The sequence below is a fragment of the Gordonia sp. 852002-51296_SCH5728562-b genome, assembly GCF_001665475.1.
Lineage (GTDB): Bacteria > Actinomycetota > Actinomycetes > Mycobacteriales > Mycobacteriaceae > Gordonia > Gordonia sputi.
Map to the genome: position 1 here is coordinate 1 of NZ_LZMI01000112.1, position 14,898 is coordinate 14,898.

The window sequence follows — 14,898 nt, forward strand, 5'->3', positions numbered from 1 at the left end:
GGCCCTGAGTTCATCTCAGAAGCCCTGCAGGCGTTCTGTGCAGGGTCGGTCGGGATCTCCTACATTCCGCCCGGCACACCGTGGAACAACGGGTTCATCGAGTCGTTCAACAACCGGTTGCGCGACGAGTGCTTGAACCGCAACTGCTGGCCCACCCTGTTGGAGGCCCGTGTGGTCATCGGCGACTTCAAGGCCGACCACAACCACCGACACCGGCATTCGGCACTGGGCTACCGAACCCCGGCCGAGTACGCTGCCGGATGCACCCACCAGCATCACCCCGTGGGCTGCGAGATCGACTGACGATCACAACAAGGAACTGGCTCTAGAACTGCCTGGACCGGTTATCGGGGACCTGCCAGATTCGCCACCTCGATCCGCCACTACCGGGCCATAACCATGCTATTCCGGCGAACCGACATCAACGCCGCCGCTTAATTCCCCCAACGACCGACAAATTGTCACCGCGGTCCGCGATGAACACTAGATTGCGTCAAGTCAGGAAGCTCGCATCACCTTGAACGCGGTCGAGTAACATCACCAGCGCTCTGCCGACGTTGGTCAGCCACCCAAAAGGCAACACGCGGCTGTTGATGGAGATCAACGATGGTTGGACCGATCCGTGTTACCTGGCGACGGGGGGTGGCATGCCGCACTGCTCGCTGCCGGGTCCTGCTTCGATGTGGGTCTTGCTCTGGCGACTGCGCGGGTAATCGCTAGAGCGGGCGTGCTGAACTGTCATCGGCGGAATGTCGCGAGGATGTCTGAAACTGTTGGGCGAGCCTTCGGATCCGTGTTGGTCATAGCCAGGATCGCGGCAGCCCCCGCAGGGTTGTTGGCAAGGACGCGCTTGATGTTGGACGGCGCACTCTTCGACGTGTATACATTCGCAATCAAAGTCGGATCACTTTCGGTGGGTACGTGGAACAACCGAATTGCGAAGAGCCCGAGCTTGAACACATCGGATTGCGAATTCTGTACTGATGCACGGGCCTTTGCGGCTCCGGTCAACGATCGTGAAGCGCCGGCTAGTTCAAGATGTGCTGCCTCACGGGCGGCGCTGACGTTCTCGGGCACGAGCCAGCCATTGGTGTTGGCTTGCTTCACCGCAGGTTGCGTACTGCCCATGCGGAACCCGTCGATATCCATGAACTTCGGAATCAGGTGCCGTTCGTTCCCTTGCGGTATTCGGTCGGGATTTGTAAAGATGAGATTGTTCTCACTGAAGTCGCCGATTATCAGCCCATTTCGGTGCAGCAGAGCAACCGCCGACAATGTCGTCAGGAACAACCTCATACGTTCTGCCGCACTCGCGCTGGGTATTCCACGCCGCGACTTCTTCGATTCCGGCACCATCAACTGTGCGCCGTCGAAAATGCGTTCCTTTGTTCGTCCTTTCGATAGCTTGAGGTCGAAGAAGTACGGAGATGGAATTAACTTCATGAGAATTCCAAGGGCCCGGTTCTTCTCCACGACCAGGGCTTGCGGCCAGACGAAGAATTGCTTGACAAGGGCGCGATCTTCCGAACTCATGCTGTCCGGACGCAGTATCAACGCGGGCATTGATGCCCACAACGCGTACCCACTGTCCTGTAGAATGTCAGCTCGGTAGGCCTTGTAAACCAACGGCCCGTCAACGCCGGGAATCGGAGAGCCGTCGTCGACCTTGTAGACCACCGCCTGTCCGCCCTCTGCAAGTCTCGTAAGTCGTCCGAGTTTCGAGCGCTCTACGATGACATCGTCACGGGTTCGAGGCATGTGTTCCCCAAAGGATTACAGCGGTCCGATCGTCATCGGCATTCTTGTTGACAAAGCTCATGCTCTGCAAAAGTTCCAATTTACTTCTGGGTTTCGACCATCGCTCGTAAAGGTATCTGGCTACAGGACTTTCACCAGTCTCGATCACCTCCCCGATACCATCGGTACACAGTATTACTGTCTGGTCCGGTTCAAGATTGTACGATCGGACAATCGGCGGGCCAGGATCCAGTGGCAAAGGGATTACTGAGTTATCAATCAGCGCGCTATCCAAACATTTTCCCTGGTGCACGGTTCCGAGGCCGCGCACAGGGTCGAGGACGAACAACGAACTGTCGCCGCTGATCCGCACCCACGTTACCGGCAGAACGCCGTCCAACGATCGTGTAGTCGGTGCGACCAGTACGTCGCAGGTGGTCGCCATCTGTGACGCGAGTGCGCGATCGCTCGGATTGGGTCCTTCGGTACCATGCATGATTACACGTGTACTGTTGTGCTGGACACGCTCCCGCGTGCGTCTGGCGACCCCTTCCCAGTCGATCGAAACTGTGTTCCTCGCCAGTTCACGTTCCGTTTCCTGGACGGCCGCAGTGACCGCCCAAGTGGCCGCCTGATGAGAGTAGCGGGCGGCGCCGACACCGTCGGCGATCGCCGCGATAACCCAATGCCCCGAGACGATGAGCGCATAAGCGTCTTGGCGGGGAGTCTGCGCATAGTGATGGCTAGCACCTCTGACACTTGCCGCCCCAACGAAAAGGTCGTCAGAAACCCTCCCGGCATCGACCACCGTGTCCGGATGGTGTCCTCCACCGACAGAATTCAGCACATTGGGCACGATGCGCTGCATGGATGCCGGGTCTCCCACCAAAGCGCTGCCATTGTAGAAGCCGGCTGTAGCGACGACGTGATCAGTTGCGGACGGAAGAACCCAGACCGGCTCGACAACCGAGCCAAGGCTCAGAGCTCCGAGTTGGTGTCTATCTTGAGATTCATCGTCTCGTTCGAGAGTATCGTCGCTCTTAACCTCCGATGCCATCTCCCCGTCGGATAATTGCGCCTCGCGCGAACCCGAGGCATGCGGGAACTCATCACTCTGAGCGCGTTCCGCTGAACCTCGTTCTTCGGCGAGGTGCTGGACCGATAAGGTTGTCGTTGTTTGCTCGGCATCCATTGGCCCGTCGAGCTCAGACATCTGCCGCCTCCACCACGGGAGCCAGCGGCAGCGCCGCACTAGGTTGCGAGGTCATAGTCGACGAAGACACTCGGGTCGATCGGCTTGATCTCCGCAAAGGAATCTTCCTCATCGGGTACCGCTGCCGACGACGCATCTTTGAGAGTTGCAACCATGCTGAGCATCAGATCCGAAATGAAGCCTGCCAACGCATCACCCGGCGACACCCCTTTACGCGAAAGAATTACCTCCCCAGTCACCTTGTCATCATCGCTACAGGTCTCAGGATTCCTCCATACGTACTTCGTTAGTGTCTCTTTGGATACCTTCGTGCCCACGCCGAACAGTGAAATCAGCGGAAACGCGGCGAATTCGGGGGCAGTTAACTCATCGAAGGCTTTCTTTCGATCGCTGTCGTTGCAGATGGGTTCACCGTCGGTGATCATAAAGACCGCCGGGCGGTACACTTTCGCACCGTCAGCTTTCAGCATCTGATAGTCAGCCTCGATGCGCTCACGTAGAAGACGGAATACGTTGGTGTAGCTCGTTCCACTCGAAGGAACCAAGGCTACATCTTCTGGCAGATCCGAGCCTTTGGACAGGGGCGCGATTACTTCGGCTTCGTCGTTGAAAGCAATGAGGCAGAAGCGCGAGCGTTCCTCTGCGACAGGGTTGTCGAGGCACGCGTCCACGATCGATGGAACCAACTCGTTCGCTGCGTCGATCTTGCCGTCGTCCTTCATCGACCATGACCTGTCCACAGCCAGGTAGATGGGCAGAATACGCTGGGCTTCGTCCTGGAGTTCTTCATTCTGGACTGGTTTAGGCACCATGAACGCGCTCCTAGGGTAATCGATAGATTCGGGGGAATGCTAACCCGTGCCTACCCACTGCGCGAGGTGACACCCATAGCAGGAAAAATCTTCATCTGAACGGACTACTAATGAGCAACGCACGCCTTGCAGAACACATCCACAGAAGGTGTGAATCGGATGACTGCGCGATATGCTCTGGTGTCTTGAACTTCCCCGGCACGGCGCGGACCCATCACTGACCGATCGGAGACTCTTCATGTCTGGCACTGCTCTGATCTTTGTGTTGGATCGCGACGGGCTGGCGTCCAAGAACTGGTCATGGATGAGAGCCAGGGCTGAGCACCGTGGCGGATCTGGTTCGCTGATAGCGGTAGTCGTCGCCGAAGGCGAAGTAGTCCACTCGCTTGTCCCGGCAATCAGAGTTGCCGACACTCCGGCAGAGATTTCCTTCCCAGAGTTTGCATCAAACGCAGGCGTGGGTGTCGAGGCGAAGTTGAGTGAGCACCTTCATATGATCGCTGCTCAGACCCAGGCACACCGGCTCGATGTAGACGCCACGGGCAGTGCTGCGCTTGTGACAGCTGCCAAGAAGGCTGCCGCTCAGGTGTCGGGTGCCGCGATGACCGCCACACAGGTGCTAGAAAGCGGCATCACCGCGACGGCCGGAACGTCGGCGCCAGGTCAGCGAAGGGGTAGGCGTCTTCGTCGCAGGGTGATCGATACGCTTCTGCACCTTGTCTGGCTCTGCCTTCTGCTTGGACTGTTCATTCCCGCCGACACATCTGAGTTGGCCGCGCACGTCTCGTGGCTTATTGTCGTAGTGGGAATTCCTCTACTGCTAGGTGCTGTAGTACTCCGTGACGCCGAGGTATACTGGTTTTTGTCGAACTTTTATACCCTGCTGATCGCCATTCCTCCGCTACTCGGGTGGACTCTGTCGCTGAATCCTCAGATCTCATTCGACTTTATCGACTCAAATTACAATCCGTTGTTGTGGGCCTGTGATCTCGGAGCTCATTTCGCACAATTTCTCATGGGTCTACCAATTGGAGTATGGGTAGGCGTGGAATCCGTTGCCCTCGTAGCAGTGCTGATCACCCAGTTGCTTGTGTCAAGTTCACTAATCGACGTCTGATCGTGTCATGAAGTTGCCGGAGAATGGAACCGGATACTCTTGTGTGGTCTGCGGAGCACCGATTCGTGGTGACCATTTCTATCTCCAGGCCAGGGACGCCCGGTTTTGTCGAGCACACCGCAATCTTCCGCGATGTACCTTCTGCGGGCTACCTGCCGGGTACCGGATGGAGGAGATAAACTATTGTGCACTGTGTCGACGTGATGCGGTCTCGGACGATCGAGCGGTTAATTTGGCCCAAAAGTCTATGGTCCAGTTGCGCAGGTTGGGATTGAAATTTGCCGTAAAACCCGGTTTCAGCCTCGCCTCCCGCAGCCCAAGGAGCGGAGATATCACCGGGCATTCGATCTTGGGTTGGACGAACGTCACAACCGTTGACAACCGGATATCGGACATCCAGATAATAGTTCGCAGACATATGCCAGCCATGAACATGATTGCCACGTTTGTGCATGAAGTGGGACACGCCTATGCATGTACTCTCGGGGTGAAGGATGAATACCTGGAAGAGGGTTTCTGTGAGGCTCTCGCCTACTATCACTTGAGTATGCACGTGCCCAATAGCGAATTGGTCGTGCACCAGATAGCGGGACGTTCGGATTCTTACGGTGAGGCGTTCCGTGCCTGTTCCACAGTAATTCGCCGGCACGGTTTCCCAGCGCTGATCACAAAGCTGCAGACCGCTAACTCCTAGTACTACAGCCGTAAATCGCGTTCATTGGTGCATAGGCCGCTTCGAAGCGTGCGCGCCCAGCGAGCGCTTCTGTGGCCCGATCCGATCGTGGCCATTGCACGACGACTGCCCGGCCGACCAGTGGCAGCGGGCGGCCATCACCGCTCGTAATGCGCGGCAGGTCGGCGTCGAGGTCCCGGCTGACGCCACAGCCGCAAGGCATACCAAGAGCATTTAGGTGCTGCGCCGAGACGATGACCATGTCAAGGGCCACCTGTTAGCGATGAGTACGGTTTTCCGCGCAGGTACCGGACCGGCGTTCAGTGTTTCGCAGCTCCGGTCAAGGGGCTGTAGCCCGATCTGACGAATGCCGGCTGGCATTGACACGTCGCAGCGATAGTTCACCCCACCAGCCGCGATCGTCGAGAGGATTCCGATGCCCGCGTGTCCGATGAGTGGGGATTCGAGGTGGCTGCTGTTCCTGTCGTCGTGTCGCAGAAGGCTCTGTCAACGTAGGCCGCGGCCCTTCTAGTCGAACGGCTCATCCCAGGCCCTGGATCAACCTCGACGTTGGAAATCCGCTTACGCCACAGGTGTTCGTGTCGTTCGACGTCCACGATTTCGACCGTCGAACACTACGTCCTTGCAGGCCCGGCGCGGAAGTGTCGCGACGAGTTGGCAGAGCCGTTCAGAATGCGTGTCGAACTGGTCGACTTGGGGTGCGGTTTCAAACACCGTCGGCGTCGCCGACGAACAGGCACTCCAGCGCGTACTTTTCATCGGTTTGGGCTAGGGAAACGCGGCCGGGTTCGCCGTAGTCTGGGCGCATCGAACGATCGGTGAGGGGGCAATCAGTGGGGGAATGCGCCGCATGCGCGCAGCAATTGGTGGTGTGCCCTAAATGCCAAGGGGAGGCGGGTCTCTGGGGAATCGCAGGGCGCCTCACCTGTCTGGCATGCGACGACACCGGCAAACTCTGTCCGACCCACGGGAAGTCGTGGCAAGCCTGACCCCAGGACACCTCCTCAGCGAGTCATCAACTGGCTCCGCTCGACCCAGCCGTCGGCCATACGCTCCAGCAGCAGCTGCGCCTTGTTGCTGACCGTGCGGTCGGCCTCGGAGTACCTGCGCATCACACGGCGCAGGTGTGAGCGCACAGTGCTCTCGGAAATGAAGTATTTCGTCGCGGTATCCCGGACGGTGGCTCCCAACGTGTAGGTGACGACCACTTCAAGTTCGCGTCCGCTCAGGTGCACACGGCCTTCGGTGCGGACTCCGCCGACGACGCTGCTGAGCGTCTGTTCGAGGGTGCCCGCCGCATAGGGCGAATCGAGCAACTCGATGCCCCGCGGATCATCGACCCGGACGCCGAGGCTGATGATGCGCGCGTCGAGGAAGGCATTCCCTCGCTGAACCTTCTCCAGGTTCCCCTCGCTGCGGACGAGCACGGCGGCCACGTGTGCCGGATCATTCTCCATCGCGTCGAGATCAACGATCCGAGCGCGGTAGCCGAAGCGCTCTATCAAGGCGACAAGCGCCAAGTCACCCAATTTCTGCTCGGCGATCACCGCGACCGACGGGTTCGCCGGCAGCGGATAGGCGTCAACCAGAAGGTCATCATTGATGGTGGCGGTCATTACGGCTCCTTGGCGGCTCAGATCATCCGGGGTGGAACGAGTCCTAATACAGACTCATGGGTTTGGCGGTCAACATCAGCCGTGGTCCGAACACCGTTCCTTCGCAGCCGAGCAACTCATCCCCCAAAAAGACAGAAGTCATGCCTGATCACGCACGGCGATGGCCTATGAGGCATCATTACGCACATGCCAACCGGCCTCCGCATCCTGATCGCGTCACCTCTCGGCCACGTGGTGGCGGCTCCTCTCGAGTCCGCATTTGCCGATGTCACGGTGGTGGTGGCGCGCGACAGGAACGAGTTCTTGAGTTCCGTCGCCGCCCGGGTGCGGTTCGATGTTGTCAGCGCGGACCTGGTTTTCAATCGACCAGATCTGGAGTGGACTTTCGACGGACTCGATGTGATAGAGGGGCTGCGCTCGGCCAATCGGCTAGCACCGGTTTTGCTCGCGACCCAGGGTCACTCCATGGAAGAGGATCACCTCGCTGAGGCTCGGCTGCGCTCCGATGTGTCGGGTGTGGTCGCAAAGTCCGACGGCCTGCAAGTGTTCATGGACTCACTGAAGTCCGTCGCTCTCGGTCAGCACCTGAACTTGTCAGTGGCCAAAAGCCCTCGCCCATCGCTGTTCGAGCTCTTCGACGGGCGGCGGGGAACCACCGCCGCCCGTCTCGCCGGCGCGATCGCCTCGGGTAACGCTGCCGACAACGCCACCTTGGCCGCGGCCGCGAAGGTCTCCCCCAACACCGCAAACAAGGTGGCGACCAACTACATCGGGCCGATGATGCGCGCCCGCAACGAGCACGACGAACGGTTGCCGCTCACCCAGCCGTCGGTGTATCGCTGGTGCGGCTTGCACGCGCGCTACATCGTGAGCTGGTGCCGCAGGCACGGCCACGACGATGTACTGAGACCCGCTCGCTGAAGCCACACGCGTCTAATCACCAGAGCCGCGAAGCACGGCGTCGGCACATACCGATACACGGCCGGACACCACGTCATCCCCGACGACGATGCGGCGTGCGGTGATCGCCCCTACGGCCCCCGCGAGAGTCGCCGCTGAACCAAGCTGCGGCCAAGACGGGATACTCACGCCAACCTCGCCGAGTGCCGAGCGGGTCCGCGGTCCGATGTCCGCGCCGACGATTGCCTCGGCAATGCGGGTGCGGTTGCCTGGGTCCCGCAGCTCCGCGGTACTGAGGGTGTCGATGTCACCGGCACGGCCGTGGAACAGCGGGTAGTCGGGGTCTAGGTCGTAACGCTCCACATCGACGATGACGTTGTCGCCGTCATCGGTCACCATCACTAGCGGGATGCCTGCAGCTCGAGCACGACGTCGGATCGCCACCTTGGCGGCAAGATCGTCGACCTCTTCGAGGATAACGTCAGGCTGGCATCGCGAGCCGCCACCGAAGAAGGAGTCAGCGAACTCGTCGGTGACGCCGTCGACGAAGACCTCGGCCTCGAGGTAAGGATCGGTCTCCAACAGACGCCGCCAAGCGAGTTCTGCCTTGCCCACACCGAGATCGCATACCGATGCGGGCAGACGGTTGAGGTTGGTTGGTCCCAAGGTGTCCGGGTCGGCGATGCGAACCCTCCGCGCACCCGTGAGAACGCAAGTGTGTAGCAGTGACGCTCCCACGCTTAGCCCGGCGACCGCGATAAGCGCGCTCGACCATCGATTCTGTTCGTCGTCAGTTATAAGGAAGCTGTTTCGTGAAGTGCGGAGCCGGTGGAAGAGGGCCGGTTCGGGAAGCCGCACCATCGTCGACCGCCATCCGAAAACGACGTACCGGCTGTACGGATCGGCATTTTCGAGATCGACTGTGGGCAGGTTGCCGTCGAAACGACGAAGTGCGGCAAGTTCGTCGACGGCCGCGTGCCAGCCATCGACGACATCGAGCTTGGTGCGGAGTTCGCTGATACGCGCATGGTCGTCAATTGGATGCAGGATCTCGATCACTTCATGCCTCCGCTGACGTAGGTGTGCTTGATCTGGGGCGCAGCGAAAGGCCCCGTCCGATATCCGAACAGCGTGATCTGTGGATCGGTGCGCTCGCCATGCTCGGTGCGCAGGGCTCGGAACTCATCGTTGGCTGCCAAAAGCGAATCCAAGCAAAGGACCCGAAGCCGTTGCGCCAGAGACGACGTCGCGTCGGTCCCGGCGGCCAATTCAACGCTGACTCGCAACACCGGGTCGTGCGACTCGTCGGGCATTCCGTCGACGACGAAGCGCCCGGTCACCGAATCGGTAACCAACGTGGCATCGAACGCTTCCGCAAGATGAGAGGGGTAGATGTTGGACGAATAGAACGTGGTCGCGACGTCGGTTCGGCCGCTCAGCACCACGTATGCCGCGGCTGGGTCGACCTGCGCGGCGAGCTCTGAGTGACCACACTCAATGAGCTCGTCGCGCAGGCGATCTGCGCTGAACACTGCGCCGCGATCGTTGATGCGGTACCGGATCAACGGCAGTACCGAGTTGATGGTGAACAGTAGGTACCCATCCTCAACCTCCACGTACCGGCGCATCGGATCGACAGCCACCAGCGTGGGCGGTCGTGTGCTCTCGAGACCGAAGATCGCCGCGCCCAGACGACTACCGGGTCGGGCCGCGCGTCGAACCGCGATCGTCAACGGCGTCTCGTGACCCATAACGCCGGCTTCAGCGGTGCCGTACATGACGCAGACTCGATCGGGTTGGCCGGGACGCCCTATGCGGCTCAGCACATGATCACGCCAACCTTCCCCGATCGCTTCGCCTGCGAGCAGAAGGTAAATGTCCTGGGCAAGGTCGTCGTCGGATGCCTGGTCGAGCAGATCCTTGATCAGCGGCGGGTAGCCCGCGAGGACGACCTTCTCGTAATAGGGGCCCAGCTCGGTGAGGTTGCGCAGTGCGGCGGCAACGTCGATACCAGTCGTAGTCACCGAGACGCGAGCGCCCTTCCCACGAAGCGCGAGGAAGGTCTGATACGTGTACGTACCGCCGATCCATGTACCCATGGCGAAACAGACGATAACCAGTGTGGACTCGGCGCCGATCCCGAAGTTCTGCTCGAGGATTCTGCCGTAGAACACGGTTGCGTCGTCCAGAGCGACCTGGTCACGGGGAAAGAATGCGGGGCTTCCGGTGGACCCAGATGTCGCCGACCAACTGCCCGTCGCGGTGATGTCGCCAAACCACAGCAGTTCAGGGAGGGGTGAGCGCCGTAAGTATTCCTTGCTGGTGATCGGCAGGTCGCGCAGGTCCCGGAGCGGCTTGTCCGCCGCTCCTCGGGCAAGCACGAGGCGGCGGTACGCCGGAACGTCGCGCGCCGCGCGATTCGCGAGATCAAGCGCCTCTTCAACGCCGGCAATCTGTTTCACAATTGGTTGCATGGTGCCTCCAGGTTCTCGGTTGTAACCCGGAAGCCGTTTCCCCACCCGAGAACCAACAAAGGCTCCTGTTTACCTCGATCGCCGCTGCCGAAGAGGGGGCGGACGTACTGAGAATCTGCGATTGTTCGCGCGTCTCCTCCCAGCACTGGAAACTGGCCACTCCGTAGAGCGGTGACGCCAAACTATGCAGAACTAACGACACTCAACTCTGCATCGGCGAGCGAACTTCAGGTGTATTCGTGCATGACCTCAGCGCTGATATGTCCTCACAAGTGCTGACTTGCGCAGAGGCCGGGGGCAGCATTCTTTATGCTCGGTTCACCCGAGTACATCAACTACACACTCGCGCGCAGCGCATTTTCCGGGGAGACCTCAATGACTGCCGACGTCGTCAGCGAACTCGACACCGCACCTTTGAAGGCTGCCAGGACTTTGGACGCTGCCAAGACCGCACCCACTGCGGTGATCATCGCAGAACACGACGTCATCGACTCGGCGCTGGCCGTGTTCGTCGAGGATGCAGGGCATCGCGCCGTCATCATCGACCTCGACAACGCCACCGATTCACTCGGCGGACTCGACGCCCCGGGCATCACGATCGTGCGGTCCGCGCGCCGCGTCGCTCAGGTTCGGTCCATCCGCGCGCTCAACGGCACCGTGATCGGCGCGATCGGCGTGCCTGTGTCGGACGCACGCAGCATCGACATCACAGACCCCGGCCACGCGCTCGACGTCCTGGCCGCGATGGCAGGAAAGTCGGAGTCGGCCCAACCCCGCGTCCCCCGCATCCACCTCACCGAACGCGAGCGCGAGATCCTCACCGCGTACGTCCTCGGTGCAACGCTGCGCGAGACGGCTCGCCGGTTCTTCATCGCCGAGAGCACGGCACGCGAACACTATCGGCGGGTTCGGCAGCGGTATCTCAACGCAGGCCGACCCGTCTCCAACAAGGCCGAGCTGCTGCTCGCGCTCATCGCCGACGGCTGGGTGCGGCCCGAGCAACTGTGAGCCAGCGAGTGAAAGCCGACGCCCCGCGCTGATCAGTAGTGTTGAACCATGCGCGTGCAACGGTGGGTGGCAACTGGCCCCGGCGGTCTCGACGACTTCGCGTTCATCGATGATCAGCTACATCCACCCGGGCCGGGCGAGGTCAGCATCGAGGTGCTCGCCGCAGGCGTCAATCCCGCCGACCTCAAGCACACGCTGACCGCATCGGACTTCCCCGTCCCCGTCGGCTATGAGGTGTCCGGAGTGATCGCGGCACTCGGGCCGGGCACCGAGATCGCTTCTGGCGCAGCATCTCCGGGCGACGACGTCCTCGCGTTCCGCGTCTACGGCGGATACGCGACCGCGTTGACGGTGCCCGCGGAGAAGGTGTTCGCACAACCTTCGACGGTCGATGAGGCCTCGGCTGCGAATCTGCTGCTTGCTGGCACGACGGCCGCCGACATGCTCCGGGCATCACGCGCAGCGACCGGCGACACGATTCTCCTACACGGCGCGTCGGGTGCGGTCGGCATGGCGGTGTTGCAACTCGCGCTGCTGCGCGGCATCACCGTGATCGGGACGGCGAGTCCGCGCAGTTTCGAGCGGGTCGTCGAATTCGGTGGTCTCCCAGTCGAATACGGGCCTGGTCTGGCCGATCGTGTTCGCGCGCTGGCCCCGAACGGCGTCGACGCCGCGCTCGACGCCGCCGGTACAGACGAGGCCATCGATACATCCGAGGAGTTGGTCGCCGACCGCTCGCGCATCGTCACCATCGTGGCGCGCGACCGCGCACAGCGAGACGGATTTGTAGCTCTTGGTGGTACGCAGCCCGAGAGTGCCGCCTACCGCGATTCGGTTCGAGCGGAGTTGATCGCACATGCCGCGGCAGGCGATCTGGTGGTTCCGGTCGCCCACACCTTCCACCTGTCACAAGCGCGCGCGGCACTCGAACTCGTCTCGGGCGGACACGCAGGCGGCAAGGTCGCGCTGCTGGTATGAGACTGATGAAGGTCGTGGCCGAGGAGGATAGTGCCCCAAGGAAAGTCGTGGCACAGTGAGAGACGTGTTGCTGCCCTATCTCGTCCCTGCCGCGCCGGATGATCCCGACGCGGTGATCGTCGGCGACGACGTGCTCTCGCGCGAAGACCTCGTCGGTGCGGCAACCGCTGTCGCAGAACGCATTCGCGGCGCACGCACGCTGGCCGTGCTCGCCCATCCGACTATCGAGACAGTGCTCGCCGTCGTCGGCGGCCTCATCGCGGGAGTTGCGATCGTTCCCGTGCCGCCGGATTCCGGCCCGCGAGAACTCGAGCACATTCTGACCGACTCGGGCGCTCAGGCGTGGCTCGGCGCCGCGCCCGACTCGACGCCACTGCCGGTGATCCCGATTCGACGCTTCGCCCGCTCGTGGCATTCGCATCCAGAACCGCCCGGCGAGTCGACCGCGCTGATCCTGTACACCTCGGGCACCACAGGCCTCCCCAAGGGCGTGCCGATCACCCGCCGCGCGATCGCCGCGGGACTCGACGCGCTGGCCGATGCGTGGGCGTGGACCTCCGACGACACTCTCGCCCACGGCTTGCCGCTGTTCCATGTCCACGGGCTGATCCTCGGCGTTCTCGGCCCTCTGCGCCGCGGCGGCAAGCTGATTCACACGGTCAAGCCCTCCCCCGCGGGTTATGCCGACGCGGCCGCGCGCGGTGCGTCGATGTTCTTTGGCGTGCCGACGGTCTGGACACGTATCGGCGCCGATCCTGCTGCAGCGCAGTCGCTTTCTTCCGCACGGCTACTCGTGTCGGGAAGTGCCCCACTGCCCGTCCCGGTGTTCGACAGGATTCGCGAGCTGACCGGACACGAGATCGTCGAACGCTACGGCATGACCGAGACCATGATCACCGTGTCGACCCGATTCGACGGCGAGCGCAAACCGGGCTGGGTGGGAATGCCGGTGCGCGGCGTCGAAACACGGCTGCGCAGCAGCGAGATCGATTCCGGTGCAACAGATCTGCCGCACGATGGCGAATCCGTCGGCGACCTTCACGTACGCGGGCCGATGGTCGGGTCGGGATACCTGAACCGACCGGAGGCCACGGCGCAGAGTTGGCTCGCCGACGGCTGGTTCGCGACCGGCGATGTCGCGGTGATCGGCGAGGACGGCATGCACCGCATCGTCGGACGCGCGTCGACGGATCTGATCAAGTCGGGCGGATTTCGCGTTGGCGCAGGCGAAATCGAAACCGTCCTACTCGGACACCCCGCCGTCGACGAGGTCGCGGTGATCGGTGTTCCCGACGACGACCTCGGCCAGCGGATCGTCGCCTATGTCGTCGGGTCGGCAGTCGCCGACGACGAGCTCATCGGGTTGGTAGCCACCGAGCTGTCCCATCACAAGCGGCCCCGCGAGATTCGGCGCGTCGACTCACTTCCACGCAACGCGATGGGCAAGGTGCAGAAGAAGCTGTTAGCGCAGTGACCTGTCCGCTCGGCCGCCGCTGTTCACCCGCCGTCGGTGTTGGACCGCCTCGCCACCGAGAACGTCATCATTCCCTCGTACTACGGACAACCAGCTTCTATGTTCCCGTCAGCCGTCCGTGGGTAGGGTGGCTGGCGCGTCGACATTATGTCCGACTTGTCACTTAAGATATGACCGTCATTCGACAGTGGCTCCCGCCACACCGCGGCAGAAAGGCACGATCATGGGCGTCAGCCTGAGCAAGGGTGGAAACGTATCGCTGACCAAGGAGGCTCCGGGCCTCACGGCTGTCGCAGTCGGACTCGGCTGGGATGCGCGGACCACCACCGGAGTCGAGTTCGACCTCGACGCCAGCGCAATCGCGTGCGGCACCGACAAGCGAGTGCTCTCCGATCAGCACTTCGTGTTCTTCAACAACCTCCGCTCGCCGGAGGGCTCCATCGAACACGCCGGTGACAACCTGACCGGTGAAGGTGACGGCGACGACGAGGTCATCAACGTCGACCTCGCGGGCACCCCTCCCAACATCGATTCCATCGTCTTCCCGGTCTCGATCTACGACGCCGACTCGCGTAGTCAGTCGTTCGGCCAGGTTCGCAACGCTTACATCCGGGTCGTCAATCGCGCCAACGGCTCCGAGATCGCCCGCTACGACCTGTCCGAGGACGCGTCGACCGAAACCGCGATGGTCTTCGGAGAGCTCTACCGCAACGGTGCTGACTGGAAGTTCCGCGCTGTCGGCCAGGGCTACGCGTCGGGTCTCGCGGGTATCGCCCGCGACTTCGGCGTCAACGTCTGATCCACGTCGCTTCGATGCCGCGCCTGACATTCGCAGGCGCGGCATCTGGCTTGTTTGACTGCGTGTGCCTGGTACC

13 protein-coding genes are annotated in these 14,898 nt (G+C 61.6%); 7 read left to right on the forward strand and 6 right to left on the reverse strand.

Features of this window, described 5'->3' with window-relative positions:
- On the forward strand, positions 1-303 hold a 303-nt coding region (locus A5766_RS18860; RefSeq protein ID WP_156527362.1), incomplete at its 5' end, for an integrase core domain-containing protein.
- 435 nt (positions 304-738) lie between these two features.
- On the opposite strand, the gene A5766_RS18865 is transcribed toward A5766_RS18860, so the two are convergent.
- From A5766_RS18865 to A5766_RS18875, 3 genes are all read right to left on the reverse strand, one after another.
- On the reverse strand, positions 739-1,677 hold the full coding sequence (locus A5766_RS18865) for a hypothetical protein (protein WP_156527519.1): 939 nt from the start codon (positions 1,675-1,677) through the stop codon (positions 739-741).
- A 64-nt stretch (positions 1,678-1,741) separates the two neighbouring features.
- Positions 1,742-2,950 (reverse strand): protein phosphatase 2C domain-containing protein, encoded by a 1,209-nt coding sequence (locus A5766_RS18870; protein WP_156527520.1) that lies wholly within the window; start codon positions 2,948-2,950, stop codon positions 1,742-1,744.
- A gap of 38 nt (positions 2,951-2,988) precedes the next feature.
- Positions 2,989-3,762, reverse strand: a complete 774-nt coding sequence (locus tag A5766_RS18875; RefSeq protein WP_064905943.1) for a vWA domain-containing protein — start codon at positions 3,760-3,762, stop codon at positions 2,989-2,991.
- A 238-nt stretch (positions 3,763-4,000) separates the two neighbouring features.
- Between A5766_RS18875 and A5766_RS18880 the strand changes: the two genes are divergently transcribed.
- Complete coding sequence (locus tag A5766_RS18880) at positions 4,001-4,879, forward strand: hypothetical protein (RefSeq protein WP_064905945.1); 879 nt, start codon at positions 4,001-4,003, stop codon at positions 4,877-4,879.
- 1,698 nt (positions 4,880-6,577) lie between these two features.
- Here A5766_RS18880 and A5766_RS18890 read toward each other — a convergent pair.
- Positions 6,578-7,189, reverse strand: a complete 612-nt coding sequence (locus tag A5766_RS18890) for a helix-turn-helix transcriptional regulator (RefSeq protein ID WP_064905949.1) — start codon at positions 7,187-7,189, stop codon at positions 6,578-6,580.
- A 186-nt stretch (positions 7,190-7,375) separates the two neighbouring features.
- Here A5766_RS18890 and A5766_RS18895 point away from each other — a divergent pair, with 186 nt between their 5' ends.
- Positions 7,376-8,110 (forward strand): hypothetical protein, encoded by a 735-nt coding sequence (locus A5766_RS18895; RefSeq protein WP_064905951.1) that lies wholly within the window; start codon positions 7,376-7,378, stop codon positions 8,108-8,110.
- Between the two features lie 12 nt (positions 8,111-8,122).
- Here the strand turns inward: A5766_RS18895 and A5766_RS18900 are convergent, their stop codons facing one another.
- Both A5766_RS18900 and A5766_RS18905 read right to left on the reverse strand, forming a co-directional pair.
- Positions 8,123-9,148, reverse strand: coding sequence for a ThiF family adenylyltransferase (locus A5766_RS18900; protein ID WP_064905953.1), 1,026 nt, complete (start codon positions 9,146-9,148; stop codon positions 8,123-8,125).
- Entirely contained in the window at positions 9,145-10,563 is a 1,419-nt protein-coding gene (locus A5766_RS18905) for a phenylacetate--CoA ligase family protein (protein ID WP_064905956.1), read from the reverse strand. The genes A5766_RS18900 and A5766_RS18905 overlap by 4 nt, the downstream gene beginning before the upstream one ends.
- Before the next feature lie 375 nt (positions 10,564-10,938).
- On the opposite strand from A5766_RS18905, the gene A5766_RS18910 reads away from it, so the two are divergent.
- From A5766_RS18910 to A5766_RS18925, 4 genes are all read left to right on the forward strand, one after another.
- On the forward strand, positions 10,939-11,571 hold the full coding sequence (locus A5766_RS18910; protein WP_231894729.1) for a helix-turn-helix transcriptional regulator: 633 nt from the start codon (positions 10,939-10,941) through the stop codon (positions 11,569-11,571).
- A 48-nt stretch (positions 11,572-11,619) separates the two neighbouring features.
- The gene (locus A5766_RS18915; RefSeq protein WP_064905958.1) at positions 11,620-12,549 is read left to right on the forward strand and encodes an NADP-dependent oxidoreductase; all 930 of its coding nucleotides are present in this window, start codon (positions 11,620-11,622) and stop codon (positions 12,547-12,549) included.
- Positions 12,550-12,613: 64 nt separating this feature from the next.
- Positions 12,614-14,023 (forward strand): acyl-CoA synthetase, encoded by a 1,410-nt coding sequence (locus A5766_RS18920; RefSeq protein ID WP_064905960.1) that lies wholly within the window; start codon positions 12,614-12,616, stop codon positions 14,021-14,023.
- A 223-nt stretch (positions 14,024-14,246) separates the two neighbouring features.
- A complete protein-coding gene (locus tag A5766_RS18925; protein ID WP_064906012.1) occupies positions 14,247-14,822 on the forward strand; it encodes a TerD family protein in 576 nt (191 codons plus the stop codon).
- The last annotated feature ends 76 nt before the right edge of the window (positions 14,823-14,898 follow it).